General features: G+C 35.2%; 11 protein-coding genes. 7 read left to right on the forward strand and 4 right to left on the reverse strand.

The genetic code is table 11. The features are described from left to right. The first annotated feature begins 23 nt into the window (after window positions 1-23). From FLAVO9AF_RS04135 to FLAVO9AF_RS04155, 5 genes are all read left to right on the forward strand, one after another. Window positions 24-830, forward strand: a complete 807-nt coding sequence (locus FLAVO9AF_RS04135; RefSeq protein WP_159684781.1) for an enoyl-ACP reductase — start codon at window positions 24-26, stop codon at window positions 828-830. 56 nt (window positions 831-886) lie between these two features. Continuing rightward, entirely contained in the window at window positions 887-1,891 is a 1,005-nt protein-coding gene (locus FLAVO9AF_RS04140; RefSeq protein ID WP_159684784.1) for a glycosyltransferase family 2 protein, read from the forward strand. Next, the gene (coaE, locus tag FLAVO9AF_RS04145; protein WP_159684786.1) at window positions 1,892-2,467 is read left to right on the forward strand and encodes a dephospho-CoA kinase; all 576 of its coding nucleotides are present in this window, start codon (window positions 1,892-1,894) and stop codon (window positions 2,465-2,467) included. 79 nt (window positions 2,468-2,546) lie between these two features. Further along, a complete protein-coding gene (locus FLAVO9AF_RS04150) occupies window positions 2,547-4,130 on the forward strand; it encodes a sensor histidine kinase KdpD (RefSeq protein WP_159684788.1) in 1,584 nt (527 codons plus the stop codon). Between the two features lie 3 nt (window positions 4,131-4,133). Then, a complete protein-coding gene (locus FLAVO9AF_RS04155) occupies window positions 4,134-4,850 on the forward strand; it encodes a response regulator transcription factor (protein ID WP_159684790.1) in 717 nt (238 codons plus the stop codon). A 45-nt stretch (window positions 4,851-4,895) separates the two neighbouring features. Here FLAVO9AF_RS04155 and FLAVO9AF_RS04160 read toward each other — a convergent pair whose 3' ends face one another. The 3 genes from FLAVO9AF_RS04160 to FLAVO9AF_RS04170 all read right to left on the reverse strand — a co-directional run bounded on the left by FLAVO9AF_RS04160 (window position 4,896) and on the right by FLAVO9AF_RS04170 (window position 7,058). Then, on the reverse strand, window positions 4,896-5,636 hold the full coding sequence (locus FLAVO9AF_RS04160; RefSeq protein ID WP_159684792.1) for an acyl-[acyl-carrier-protein] thioesterase: 741 nt from the start codon (window positions 5,634-5,636) through the stop codon (window positions 4,896-4,898). Between the two features lie 149 nt (window positions 5,637-5,785). After that, window positions 5,786-6,313 carry an HAD family hydrolase gene (locus FLAVO9AF_RS04165; protein ID WP_159684794.1) on the reverse strand — a complete coding sequence of 176 codons (528 nt, stop codon included), beginning with the start codon at window positions 6,311-6,313 and terminating at the stop codon, window positions 5,786-5,788. Then, window positions 6,297-7,058 (reverse strand): Rossmann-like and DUF2520 domain-containing protein, encoded by a 762-nt coding sequence (locus FLAVO9AF_RS04170; protein ID WP_159684796.1) that lies wholly within the window; start codon window positions 7,056-7,058, stop codon window positions 6,297-6,299. Before FLAVO9AF_RS04170 ends, FLAVO9AF_RS04165 begins: the two co-directional genes overlap by 17 nt. Window positions 7,059-7,256: 198 nt before the next feature. Here FLAVO9AF_RS04170 and ccsA point away from each other — a divergent pair, with 198 nt between their 5' ends. Then, complete coding sequence (ccsA, locus tag FLAVO9AF_RS04175; RefSeq protein ID WP_159684798.1) at window positions 7,257-10,448, forward strand: cytochrome c biogenesis protein; 3,192 nt, start codon at window positions 7,257-7,259, stop codon at window positions 10,446-10,448. Between the two features lie 174 nt (window positions 10,449-10,622). Then, complete coding sequence (locus FLAVO9AF_RS04180) at window positions 10,623-12,395, forward strand: DNA mismatch repair protein (RefSeq protein ID WP_159684800.1); 1,773 nt, start codon at window positions 10,623-10,625, stop codon at window positions 12,393-12,395. Window positions 12,396-12,749: 354 nt separating this feature from the next. On the opposite strand, the gene dnaN is transcribed toward FLAVO9AF_RS04180, so the two are convergent. Further along, window positions 12,750-13,868 carry a DNA polymerase III subunit beta gene (gene dnaN, locus FLAVO9AF_RS04185; protein ID WP_159684802.1) on the reverse strand — a complete coding sequence of 373 codons (1,119 nt, stop codon included), beginning with the start codon at window positions 13,866-13,868 and terminating at the stop codon, window positions 12,750-12,752. Window positions 13,869-13,913: the final 45 nt, after the last annotated feature.

Here is a 13,913-nt window from a genome sequence, read left to right on the forward strand (position 1 = left end):
TTGATAAAAAAGAGATAGTTACAATGTACAATTTACTAAAAGGAAAAAAAGGAATTATTTTTGGTGCTTTAGATGAAAATTCTATTGCTTGGAAAACAGCTGAACGTGTGCATGAAGAAGGTGGGATTTTTGTTTTAACAAATGCTCCAGCTTCTATCCGAATGGGAAACATTGATCAGTTAGCAAGCAAAACTGGTGCAAAAGTCATTCCTGCCGACGCCACTTCCGTAGCTGATCTAGAAAAATTAGTCGATGAAGCCATGGTTATTCTGGGAGGAAAAATCGACTTTGTATTGCATTCAATCGGAATGTCGGTAAATGTGCGCAAAGGCAATCATTACACCAATCAAAATTACGATTTTACAGAAAAGGGATGGAATGTTTCGGCAGTTTCATTTCACAAAGTACTGCAAGTGTTATACAAAAAAGACGCTATGAATGAATGGGGAAGTATTGTTGCTCTATCCTATATGGCGGCGCAACGTGTTTTTCCAGATTACAACGATATGGCCGATAACAAGGCTTTCTTAGAATCGATAGCGAGAAGCTTCGGGTATTTCTTTGGTAAAAAATCAAAAGTACGAGTAAATACGATTTCTCAATCTCCTACCGCTACTAAGGCGGGACATGGTGTGAAAGGATTTAATGGTTTTATCAATTATTCCGAAAAAATGGCGCCACTTGGTAACGCCTCTGCTTTAGATTGTGCCAATTATACCGTTACCTTGTTTTCTGATTTGACACGCAAAGTAACCTTGCAAAATTTAATGCACGATGGTGGTTTCTCCAACGTAGGGGTAAGCCAAGAAATAATGGAAATGTTTGAATAAATAGTATCTTTGCGCAACAATTTGAAAATACTAATATTAATACCACCCTGTTTACTATGTTTTTTTCTTTAATTATTCCAGTATATAACCGACCGGATGAAGTAGATGAACTATTGATGAGTTTGTCTCAAATGGAGTATCATGATGTATATGAAATAGTAATTATTGAAGACGGATCGACTATCAAATGCCAAGAGGTATTAGAAAAGTATGCTGACAAATTAAATATTTCGTATTATTTCAAACCAAATTCGGGTCCTGGTGATTCTAGAAATTTTGGTATGGAAAAAGCAAGAGGGAATTATTTTATAATTTTTGACTCAGATTGTATTATTCCTGCAAACTATTTAATTGAAGTAGAAAAAGCCTTAAAAGAAACCTATGTCGATTGTTTTGGTGGACCCGATAAAGCTTTGGATAGCTTCTCGGACATTCAAAAGGCCATCAATTTTGCGATGACTTCTTTCTTGACTACAGGCGGTATTCGTGGGGGGTCTGAGAAAATTGGTAAATTCCAACCGCGTAGTTTTAATATGGGATTGTCTCGTAGAGCTTTTGAAGTTTCAAAAGGATTTGGAAACATTCACCCAGGGGAAGATCCTGATTTGTCAATACGATTATGGGAATTAGGGTTTGAAACGAGATTAATTCCTGAGGCCTATGTGTACCACAAAAGAAGAATCGATTGGGAAAAGTTTGCTATTCAAGTGAATAAATTTGGTAAGGCAAGACCTATTTTAAACAGTTGGTACCCAAAATACAGTAAACCAACTTTCTTCTTTCCGACTTTGTTTATTCTTGGACTAGGGTTCTCTATTTTTATGTATTTGTTTAGCCAAAATTTTGATTTTTTACTGCAATTGTATTTCATCTATTTTATTCTAATTTTTATTACGTCTTCTATTCAAAATAAAAATATAAAAGTCGGATATCTTTCCATGATAGCAGTATGGAAGCAGTTTTGGGGATACGGAACCGGTTTTTTACTGTCCTTTATAAAAGTCATACTTTTGAAGCAAAAGCCCCAAGAAGTCTTTCCTGAATTATTTTTCAAAGTATAAATGACGGCTATCATTGGTTTAACAGGTGGTATTGGTAGTGGTAAAACTACTGTGGCAAATTTTTTCAAAGAATTGGGTGTTCCTGTTTATATAGCCGATGATGCTGGCAAAGAAGTCATGCAATCCCAAACCATTCTTTCTGAAATCAAAGCTGCCTTCGGCGAAGAAATAGTCGAAAAAGGGATACTCAATAGACAAAAATTAGCAGCTATTGTATTTGCAGATCAAGAAAAATTACAACAACTAAATGCTATTGTGCATCCTGCCGTAGCAAATCACTTCAAACTTTGGTTGTCCAATCACCAACAATTTCCTTTTATTATTTATGAATCTGCAATTCTCTTTGAAAGCAAAGGAAATGAAAAATGTAATAAAATAATTACGGTTACTGCTCCCTTATCCGTTAAGTTACAGCGTGTGATGACGCGCGATACTGCTACTGAAGAGCAGGTTCTTTTGCGAATGAAATCCCAATGGTCAGACGATCAGCGTGTTGCGAAAAGCGACTTTGTAATTGAAAACATCGATTTAGAAAAGACAAAATCACAAGTTGTTAAAATTCTTAAAATTTTATAGATAAAACAATTTGAGGATATAATGTTAATATTTGGTTAATGCATTATTTATTATATTGTTAAAATGTTAATTTTGTGACATGAATAGGATGTTTTTTAGATTATTAGTGCTGTTAATGAGTTTGTCCCTAATTGGTATAATTCTTGTACAAGTTTATTGGTTCAATTCCTCTTTTAACAATAATGATGAACAATTCAAATTTCATGTTAAACAAGTTATTGGCAATGTTGCTGAAAAACTGGAAAAACAAGAAGCATATAATTTTTATGACAGATACAATAAACTAAAAGATAGTACGGGTAGAATTCCACAACGTGAGGACATAATGGAGTTCACATTGGTTCAGAAAAATAAGAAAACCAATAAAACCATTGTATATTCCAATAGTATCATTTCTGAAGATTATAAAATTAACCCGTCGTTCTCAAGTAAGAAAAAAGACGATTTAAAATTTAAGAATTTTAACTCAAAGAGAACCACCGAGATTTATAATAACAACAGTATTGATAATTCTGGTTATCAGAAAAGCTTGATACCAGATGTGAAAATTGAAAAATCAGGAAATTTAGACATTCTTGATAACGTACAATTTGAAATTTCATACAAAGACATTGCTTCTGCAATGCCTATACAAGAAAGAGTATCCAATGACGTTCTTAATAAGTTGATAAAAAAAGAATTAGATGAAAATGGAGTAAATACGCATTTTGAGTTTGGAGTATACAGTAACGGTTTGGCAACAAAAATTCGTTCTGAAAACTTTAGCTATGACAAAGATGCTACGTATTCGACACCCATCTTTACTGATAATGAAGGAACAGAAAAATATAAACTACTAGTTACTTTCCCATACAAAAAGAAATTTTTGTTGTCGGATTTGGTAAGTATCACTGTTTTGTCCATCATTTTCACTTTGATTATTTTAATTGCCTATACTTCTGCTTTGAATCAGTTGATTAGACAACGTCAAATTTCTGAGATTAAAACGGATTTTATCAACAACATGACGCATGAGTTCAAAACACCTATTGCTACGATTAATTTGGCTTTAGATGCGATACGTAACCCAAAAATCATTGAAGATAAAGATAAGGTGTTTAAATATCTCGAAATGATTCGAGAAGAAAACAAAAGAATGCATGCTCAAGTTGAGAATGTGTTAAGAATCTCTAAACTGGAGAAGAAAGAATTAGACATTATCAAAGAGTCTAAAAATGTAGAAGAAGTTATAGAGGACGCAATAGAGCACGTAAATTTAATTTTAGAAGATAGAGAAGGAAAAATTGATTTGCATTTTGAAGCCTCTAGAACAACAGTTCTATTAAACGATTTTCACTTTACAAATGTAATTGTTAATATATTAGAAAACGCCATAAAATACACACCGAGCATTCCTAAAATTGACATTTATACTGAAAATATCAAAGACATGCTTTTGATAAAAGTGAAGGACAATGGTTTGGGAATGAGTAAGATTGCTCAAAAAAGAGTGTTCGAAAAATTTTATAGAGAACACACTGGAGATTTACATAATGTAAAAGGTCACGGTCTTGGATTAGCATATGTAAAACAAATAGTTGAAGACCATAACGGTCAAGTTTATGTAGAAAGCGAAAAGGGTAAAGGAAGTACCTTTATCATAAAAATACCACTAATAAATTAGCGAATGGAAAATGTAAATAAAAAGATTCTACTAGTAGAAGACGATTTGAATTTTGGAGCGGTTTTAAAAGATTATTTGATGCTAAATGACTTTGATGTTGTGCTAGCAAAAAACGGAATGGAAGGTTTTGAAAAATTTAAGAAGGACAATTACGATTTGTGTATCTTAGATGTTATGATGCCTTACAAAGACGGATATACTTTAGCCAAAGAAATTCGTGAGAAAAACAGCGAAGTGCCAATCATCTTTTTAACCGCAAAAACGATGAAAGAAGATGTAATGAAAGGCTATAAAGCAGGTGCTGATGATTATCTAAACAAGCCTTTTGATTCAGAAGTGTTGTTGATGAAAATCAAAGCCATCATTCAAAGAAAATCTTCTGAAGTGAAAACAGACCAAGTGCAGTTTGAATTCAACATCGGGAAGTTCCATTTGAACTCTAAATTGAGATTTTTGACCTTCCAAAATGAAGAACCAATCAAATTGTCTCCAAAAGAGAATGAATTGCTAAAAATGCTTATTCTTCACGAAAATGATTTAATGCCAAGAGAATTAGCGTTGACTAAAATCTGGAGAGATGACAATTATTTTACTTCAAGAAGTATGGATGTGTACATCGCCAAATTGAGAAAATACCTAAAACCAGACGAAGATGTTGAAATCTTGAACATCCACGGTGAAGGATTCAGATTGGTAGTAAAAAGTAGTACTACAGCCTAATAATCACAAATAAAAAAGCTTCGAATTTTTCGAAGCTTTTTTATTTTAGTTAAAATGCAATTGCAGGGCAAAACAAGTTTTGTCTTCTTTTGTTATGCTGAAAATGGTGTCTTTTTCTTCTATGTTTTCATGAATTTGCACACTGTCATTCAGTGATAGCTCTTTTAAAAAATTCATTTCAAAACTTTCTACTTTTTGCTGCAACAATAATTTTGGGTCAACCAAATCCAAACACCATTCTAGATACTTTACATTGTTGGCGTGGTTCACGATATCTAAGTCAGAAAGGCTTACTTTTTTTTCAAAAAGGACCGACTTCGCATGCGTAAGGTCTATTTTAGAAAAGCTGGTTGCAGTTGCTTTCTTATCTGGATACAATTCAAAATGTTCATAAGGTAAAGCAAGTGGCTCTGGACGTCTTTTTTGCGTATTAAATACCGCCCAAAATGTCTCAGAACCCACTATTTTTTTTCCATTTACATGTACTTCCAAAGCTCTTATCGAACGTGAGTTTTCCAAAGAATTAATCCAAGTGGTCACCGTAACGGTATCTCCCCATTTAGGCAACGCCTCGATTTCTACTCGCATTCTGCTCAAAACCCACGCTTGATGGAACTCTTGCATATCGGCAAAGCTGATGCCTCCAAGTTCAGAATGGGCTGCAGCGGTTAATTGGAGCAAATTACACAATTCGGTATATTTTAAATACCCATTGGGTGCACATTGCGTAAAATTGATTTCCCAGTTTTTGGATAAAATCGAAGTGAAATTAGGAGATATAGGCATTGTTGTATTGTAATAGTTGAATAGCAATTTGCTAGTGTTTTTTGATTGCTTCTTTCTGAAGGAACCGATTTAAACGCAATAGCGTCTTGGTAAAACAAGTTGTTTTTTAAATTTCAAAACTTGTAGTAACCGCTGTAAATACATGATTTTTAATCGTGTTTTCCATCAAAGCTTTCCATCCATTTGCCCTGTACTTTCATAACTTGCTCTATCACATCTCTAACAGCACCTTTTCCGCCATTTTTATGTGAAATGTATTTTGAAATGCCTTTTATTTCTGGACAGGCATCTTGTGGACAGGTGGGTAAACCAACGAGTTGCATCACATGATAATCTGGAATATCGTCTCCCATATACAACACTTGTTCGGGTTGAATGGAATAAACATCGGTATATTCATCAAATGTGGCAACTTTATCTGGAGTCCCAAGATGAATGTCTGTAATTCCTAAATTTCGCAAACGTACTCGAACTCCTTCATTGCTTCCTCCTGAAATGATGCAAACATTATAGCCGCAGTCTATTGCCGTTTTAAGTGCATAGCCATCACGTATATTCATTGTTCGTAGCATTTCGCCACTGTTGTTGACAAACACAGACCCGTCTGTAAGCACCCCATCTACGTCGAAAACAAACGTAGTTATAGTATTCATTATTTCTTTATAGCTTTTTGCCATGGTTTTGTATGGATTGAGTTAGGATTTTATAAATGGTAGATTGATTTTCATTAGACAAAAAGGATTCATGTGCAGCAATGGTGGAAACATCATTGCGCTTAGCGGGTCCAGTTTGTGCCTCTTTTGGCGAAAGGGTCAATAATTTCTCGGCTGTTTCTAAAATTAACGGCTTTAAAATATCAAATGGAACGTGGTTTTCTAGGCAAATTTCATTGCCAAGTTGGTACAAATAGTTGGTAAAGTTGTTCACAAATACCGCGGCCACATGTAGCGCCTTTCTTTGGTGTGAATTGATAGCATGAACAGCATCAGAAATGGAGTTAGCTACTTTTTCTAAAAGCACATAATCAGTTGCTTCCAAGGCCTCAATACACATTGGGATGGTTTTGAAATCAACTTTTTTTCCTTTGGTAAAGGTTTGTAAAGGATAAAAAACACCTTTGCGATTTTTATCGTTTAAGGAATCCAATGGGGCTGCACCAGAGGTATGTACTACTAAGCGGTTTTCAAATGGCAATTGTTCTGAAACGGTAGCAATAGCGTCATCAGATACAGCAATTATATAAACATCTGAGACTTGTAAATCACTGTAACGGCTTATAATTTTGTGAGGCGCAATTCCATCAATTGTGGTTGCGCTGTTTCGAGCAAAAACTTGCACGATTTCAATATTCGAAGCCGAAAGAAAGGTTGAAATAAGATGTTGCGCAACGTTACCTGCACCAATAAGTGTTACTTTAATCATTTCGCAAAATTAGTGATTTTTTTAGTGCTATAAAAGGCTTTGGCTTTTTAGGTTCTGTTCTTCACGACTCGCTTAGTCAAACGTTTTTATATTGTTTTTGCTCACTTAATTTTAGATTAAATTAACAAGGGTGGAAGTTTCAAATCAACAATATTTAAGTACTTTTGCGACACTTTTCAAAACCAATGGATACTATAAATGGATAAAAAATACTACTCCTTTTTATTTTCAACACGATTAATGGCAATCCTTTTTATTGCCTATGCAGTAGCAATGGCAACTGGAACATTTATCGAGAGCAAATACAATACTGACACGGCAAAAATTTGGATTTATAACGCATGGTGGTTTGAGGCTATTCATGTGTTTTTCTTGATTAATTTCTTTGGAAACATCAAAAGATACCAATTGTTGAAAAAAGAAAAATGGGCAACTTTATTGCTGCATTTGGCTTTCATTTTTATTATAATCGGCGCATTCATTACACGCTATATTAGCTACGAAGGCATGATGCCAATTAGAGAAGGTGCTACAGAAAGCCGAATCTATTCTGACAAAACCTTTTTGACGGTTTTTGTCGATGGAGAATACCAAGGACAACCTAGACGCCGAACTTTTGAAAAAGCAGTGCTATTATCACCAGTTACTTCTAATGATTTTACCATCGCCAATAATTTTGCAGATATCCCTTTCGAAGTGAAATACGAAAACTTCATTATGGGAGCAAAAAAATACATCAAGCCTGATCCAAAAGGAACACTGTATTTAAAAATAGTGGAAGCGGGTGAAGGAGGAAGAGAAGAACATTTTTTAAAAGAAGGTGAAGTGCAAAATATACACAATGTTTTGTACGCATTGAATAAATTCACAGAAGGTGCGATAAACATAACAACGACTGGAGAAAACTACACCATACAAACACCATTTGAAGGAAATTTTATGCGTATGGCGGATAAGTTACAAGGAAAAGTAAACAAAGACGTGGTGCAACCCTTAATGATTCGTTCTCTTTATTCTATTGGAGAAAAACGAATTGTTTTCCCAGAGCCTGCTGTTAAAGGGGTAATTGCTTACGAATCAAACAATGATTTTAAAGCTAAAAACCATGAAGATGCTCTTGAAGTGAGCATTACCTCACAAGGTAAAACGGAAAAAGTTACGGTCTTGGGGTCTAAAGGAAAAGTAGGGGATGTTAAAACGGTAAAGATTGGAAAATTGGATTTTGCTATTTTCTATGGTAGTAAAGAATACCAATTGCCGTTCAAAGTTAAATTAAACGATTTTATAGCTACCAAATATCCAGGGACTGAAAAAAGTTATTCCGCATTCGAAAGTCAAGTCACTGTTTTGGATGGCAAAGAAAATTTTGACGCGCGTATTTATATGAACCATGTTTTGGATCACAAGCAATATCGCTTCTTTCAATCGGGTTTCGATCCTGATGAAAAAGGAACCATTCTTTCGGTAAACCATGATTTCTGGGGAACAAACATTACGTATTTAGGATACTTTCTATTGTATTTTGCCATGATGGCAATCTTATTTACAAAACATTCTCGTTTTGGCGATTTAAAAAGAAAACTAGATGTAATAAAAAACAAGAAAGCTAAGTTATTGGCTATCTTCTTGTTGTTTTTTGGTGTACAAGGATTTGCACAAACGCACGAAGGGCATAATCATACCGAAGGTGATGGGCATAATCACGAACAAGCAGTGGTGCATACCCGAAAAGCGCCAACGGAAGCCGAATTGGATGAGCTGTTAAAAACCAATACGGTCAAAGCAGAACACGCGGCTAAATTTGGGCGATTGATTATTCAAGATGCCGGTGGAAGGATGAAACCTATCAATACTTTTTCATCTGAATTGTTGCGAAAAGTGAGTCATGAAAATACCTTTAAAGGAATGAATTCGGATCAGGTTTTCTTATCGATGACGCAATTTGCGAATATTTGGTTGGAAGTGCCTTTGATTTATATTACGCCAAAAAACGATAGTATCCGCAAAATCATTGGTATAGACAGTAAAGCCAAGTTTGCACCTTTTATTTCATTTTTTGATGAAAAAGGGAACTACAAATTGTCTCCTTATTTGGACGCAGCATACAAAGCAGCGAATCCAAATCAATTTGAAAAAGATTTCATCGAAACGGATAAAAAAGTGAATTTGATGGAATCGGCATTAAGTGGACGTATCCTGAAAATTTTCCCGATTCCTAATCATGAAAATTCAAAATGGGTTTCCTATTTAGAATTGAATGAAGCTGGGCTAAAAGGAATGGATTCTACTTATACCAAGAGCATTTTGCCCCTGTATTTTGGAACACTTAATAATGCCATTAAAACCCAATCCTATGACACTTCTGATGAGTTGTTAGAAAGTATCAATGGGTATCAAAAGAAATTTGGTGCAAAAGTTCGACCTTCAGAGGAAAAGATTGACCTTGAAATTGCCTACAATAAGTATGATGTGTTTCAAAAATTACCTTATGCCTATTTGTTTGGGGCGATTATGATGTTGATTTTTACCATCATTCAAATATTTAAAGATAGAAAGGGGTTACGCATAGTTATTAATGGATTCCATATTTTTATTGGACTTTTGTTTGCTCTTCATACGCTAGGTTTGATTGCCAGATGGTACATTTCTGGACACGCACCTTGGAGTAATGCATACGAATCCATCATTTATATTGCTTGGGCCACTATGTTCTTTGGATTGGCTTTTGATAGAAAATCAAAACTAACGGTAGCTTCATCAGCATTTGTTACGGCTATGATTTTAGCTGCAGCATATATGAATTGGATTGATCCAGAGATAGCCAACTTACAACCAGTTTTGAATTCGTATTGGTTAATGATTCACGTTGCGGTAATTGTAGCGAGTTATGGACCATTTGCGCTAGGTATGATTCTAGGGTTTGTTTCTTTGTTGTTGATTTTCTTTACCAACGATAAGAACAAAGAAAAAATGGATTTGAACATCCAAGAGTTGACTTATATCAACGAAATGGCATTGACAATAGGTTTGGTAATGCTAACGATTGGGAATTTCTTGGGAGGACAATGGGCCAATGAAAGCTGGGGACGTTACTGGGGTTGGGATCCAAAAGAAACTTGGGCTTTGATCAGTATTATGGTGTATGCTTTTGTAATTCACATGCGATTCGTTCCTTCATTGAGAGGAAAATGGGTGTTCAATTTAATGAGTTTGTTTGCTTTTCTTTCCATTTTGTTCACGTACTATGGGGTGAACTTTCACCTAGTTGGTTTGCATTCTTATGCGAGTGGTGAAGCAAAATCCTTAAGCTGGATTTGGTATTCATTAGGAGCTTTCTCTTTGATAGGATTGCTTACTTACCCTAAATACAAAAAGTATTACAAGAAATAAGCTAATGTAAGTTTTACAAAAGAGTACTTTGTTAACTCCTTTTAAAGGTGCAGGAAGATAAACGCTTCCTGTTTTTCGAGGGGTACTGTTTAAATTTGTGCTTGTTTTTTTCTAAGAAATCCAGTTGGATACTCAAGGAACCTTTATATTTGTGGTTCATTGAAGAATCGATAAATGGAAATTTACATACAGAAGAAAGCAAGTAATGAACAGAAAGTAAAACAACTTCAAAAACAATACAATCAAATCAGTTTTGGGCGTTTGTTAACAGTTGTAGTGATACTGTTCGCTCTTTATTATTATCAAAAAACCAACAATGCAAGTTTACTTTATATAGGAGCTTGTGCATTTGTTGGTTTTTTTGTGCTCATGCGTTGGCATACCCGTGTGGCTTATCAAAAGAAACTTTCGCAAGCTATTGTCGATTGCAATGCCGATGAGATTGCTTTTTTGGAACGTAAAAGCATTCCTTTTGAAAATGGTGCCGAATACAATGATTTTCAGCATCCCTATGCCTATGATTTAGATATTTTTGGTCCAAATTCCTTGTTTCAAAGTCTAAACCGTACCGGTACATTTATGGGAAAAAAAAGGTTAGCGGCGCATCTGTTAGCCAATACTAAAGCCGATGAAATTCCACACATACAAGCAGCGATTAAGGAGTTACGCGAGAAGTTGGATTGGCGCCAATCTTTTTTGGCCACAGCTAGAGTAGGACAAGACAATAAAAGTAGTTATACTCGATTATTGCAATGGTGCAGTTTTAATACTAAGGCAGTTTCTAAAATTACAACGGTGTTATCGTATGTTTTACCCATTGTTTTGATCGGATTTGTAATGGGTTACCTTCTTACTTTCAACCCTATTTGGCTGAAGTATTTTTCCTTTTTATTTGTGGTGAACTTGGTACTTGCTGGTAGCTATGTGAAAAGAATCATGGCTGAAAATGCACATTCTTCTGAAATCAATACAATGCTAGACAATTATAGTCAGCTTTTCTTGAAAATAGAAAATGAAGATTTTAGTGCTAGTAAATGCAAACAGTTGCAACAGGTTTTGACGGTGGATGGGATTCAAGTTAGTGCTAAAATAAAGACATTATCCTCGATTTTTTCGAACTTAGATAGTACCAACAATTTGGTAGTTTCGGTTCTTTTTAATGGATTGTTTCTTTTTAACATTCATATCTTAAAAGCGTGCTTGCAGTGGAAAAAAGAACATGCTACGAATCTTGAAAACGATTTGAATGTAATTGGTGAGTTTGAAATGCTCAACAGCCTAGGTAATTTTTCCTTCAATAATCCTGATTTTGCTTTTCCAAAATTGAATGAGGAGTATAAAATTGCTTTCGAAAGTTTGAGTCATCCGCTATTGAATCCGAAAACTAGAGTAGGGAATACAATAGCTTTTCATCCTCAATCCTTTATAATTTTGACAGGCTCTAACATGTCGGGCAAAAGTACTTTTTTGAGAAGCTTGGGAGTCAATATGGTCTTAGCGGGAATGGGAGCGCCTGTTTGTGCCACACAAGCGAATGTACATCCTTTGCCGGTGTTAGTATCGATGCGATTATCGGATTCGTTATCGGACAGTGAATCCTACTTTTTTGCCGAAATCAAGCGACTCAAGCAAATTATGGATGGATTGGACGAAAGTCCTGCCTTTGTTTTATTGGATGAAATTTTACGTGGTACGAATTCCGATGATAAGCGAAGCGGAACTATTGAGGTGGTCAAAAAAGTAATTGCAAAGAAAGCGATTGGAGCAATTGCGACCCACGATATTGAAGTGTGTTTGACTACCAACGAATTTCCTCAAATTTTAACGAATAAATGTTTCGAAGTCGAAATTAAAAACGACGAATTGCATTTCGATTACCAATTGCGAGAAGGTATCTGCCAAAACAAGAGTGCTACCTTTTTGATGAAAAAGATGGGGGTCATTTAGTCAATAGTTTTCTTCTGAATTTCCTGTAAGGTCTTTTTTGACCTTGTAGGTATTTCGGAAAGTATGGTTATAGATTAGGACCTATAAAGTTGTTGAAAACCTTGCAGGTTGTTTAGGTTAAAACAACAGTTTTTTTGAAGTGATGCAAAGAAGCCAAATCATTACTTTTAGCCCCGATCGTAGTGAAAATCCTTTGTTGCCGGGGTTCGGCAACAAAGATTACAGCGGAGAGCGGGACGGTGCTTGTCGAAAATCCCATTCTTTCTGCTCCAAAAAAAAAAAATCCGTAAAACTGGTTAGGAATTACGGATTCAAGAAATAGTATTGGTTTTGGTTAGTTTAAAAGGGTGTTGATTAGCTGTTAAGCATTACTGGCATTACAAGCATAGTAACGGTTTCGCCTTCTTCTAAGCCATCTACTGGAGTTAAAATTCCAGCACGGTTTGGTAAAGACATTTCAAGCATAATCATATCTGATTGAAGATTGGTCAACATCTCGGTTAAGAATCGAGAGTTGTAGCCAATTTGCATATCGTCTCCTTGATAATCACAAGTCAAACGCTCTTCGGCTTTGTTGGAGTAATCAATATCTTCTGCGGATACGTTCAATTCGGCACCAGCAATTTTCAAACGAATTTGGTGTGTTGTTTTGTTAGAAAAGATAGCCACACGACGTACTGAACTTAAGAACAATGTACGGTCGATGATTAACTTGTTTGGGTTTTCTTTTGGAATAACGGCTTCATAATTTGGGTATTTTCCGTCAATTAAACGACACATCAAAATGTAATTGTCAAAAGAGAAAGTAGCATTGCTATCGTTGTATTCAATTTTTACTTCAGCATCTGAAGAAGAAAGAATACTTTTTAAAATATTCAATGGCTTTTTAGGCATAATGAAATCGGCTACTTCAGAAGCCGTAACGTCTGTACGAGCGTACTTTACCAACTTATGGGCATCTGTTGCTACAAAAATCAATCCTTGTGGTGAAAATTGAAAAAATACTCCAGACATTACTGGACGTAAATCATCATTACCTGCTGCAAAAATAGTTTTGCTAATAGCAGTAGCTAGTACATCGGCAGGAACTAGTGTTACTGAAGGTTCGTCCAATTGAACGGCTTTAGGAAACTCTTCGCCAGGAGCATAAGCCAAAGCATATTTCCCTGAATTAGAACTAATCTCTATAGTACTATTTTCTTCTACTGTAAATGTTAACGGCTGCTCAGGAAACGTTTTTAAGATTTCCAAAAGCAATTTAGCCGGTACTGCAACACTTCCTTTGCTGGTTGAATCTATCGCTAACGAAGCTGACATTGTAGTTTCTAAATCAGAAGCAGATACGGTTAATTGATTATTGTCTAATTCAAATAAAAAATTATCTAAAATGGGTAAGGTATTGCTGCTGTTGATTACATTACCTAATACTTGCAACTGTTTTAATAAGTACGAACTCGATACTATAAATTTCATGTGTATTGATTTATTTTTTTTGGATTCTATAAAAACCAGGTTAGA

It is taken from the genome of Flavobacterium sp. 9R (assembly GCF_902506345.1).
In the GTDB taxonomy this organism is placed as follows: Bacteria; Bacteroidota; Bacteroidia; order Flavobacteriales; family Flavobacteriaceae; genus Flavobacterium.

Excerpts from the sequence above, each read along its gene's own strand:
- FLAVO9AF_RS04135 (WP_159684781.1), top strand. The coding sequence starts at position 24 with ATGTACAATTTACTAAAAGGAAAAAAAGGAATTATTTTTGGTGCTTTA.
- FLAVO9AF_RS04140 (WP_159684784.1), top strand. The coding sequence starts at position 887 with ATGTTTTTTTCTTTAATTATTCCAGTATATAACCGACCGGATGAAGTA.
- coaE (WP_159684786.1), top strand. The coding sequence starts at position 1,892 with ATGACGGCTATCATTGGTTTAACAGGTGGTATTGGTAGTGGTAAAACT.
- FLAVO9AF_RS04150 (WP_159684788.1), top strand. The coding sequence starts at position 2,547 with ATGAATAGGATGTTTTTTAGATTATTAGTGCTGTTAATGAGTTTGTCC.
- FLAVO9AF_RS04155 (WP_159684790.1), top strand. The coding sequence starts at position 4,134 with ATGGAAAATGTAAATAAAAAGATTCTACTAGTAGAAGACGATTTGAAT.
- FLAVO9AF_RS04160 (WP_159684792.1), bottom strand. The coding sequence starts at position 5,636 with ATGCCTATATCTCCTAATTTCACTTCGATTTTATCCAAAAACTGGGAA.
- FLAVO9AF_RS04165 (WP_159684794.1), bottom strand. The coding sequence starts at position 6,313 with ATGGCAAAAAGCTATAAAGAAATAATGAATACTATAACTACGTTTGTT.
- FLAVO9AF_RS04170 (WP_159684796.1), bottom strand. The coding sequence starts at position 7,058 with ATGATTAAAGTAACACTTATTGGTGCAGGTAACGTTGCGCAACATCTT.
- ccsA (WP_159684798.1), top strand. The coding sequence starts at position 7,257 with ATGGATAAAAAATACTACTCCTTTTTATTTTCAACACGATTAATGGCA.
- FLAVO9AF_RS04180 (WP_159684800.1), top strand. The coding sequence starts at position 10,623 with ATGGAAATTTACATACAGAAGAAAGCAAGTAATGAACAGAAAGTAAAA.
- dnaN (WP_159684802.1), bottom strand. The coding sequence starts at position 13,868 with ATGAAATTTATAGTATCGAGTTCGTACTTATTAAAACAGTTGCAAGTA.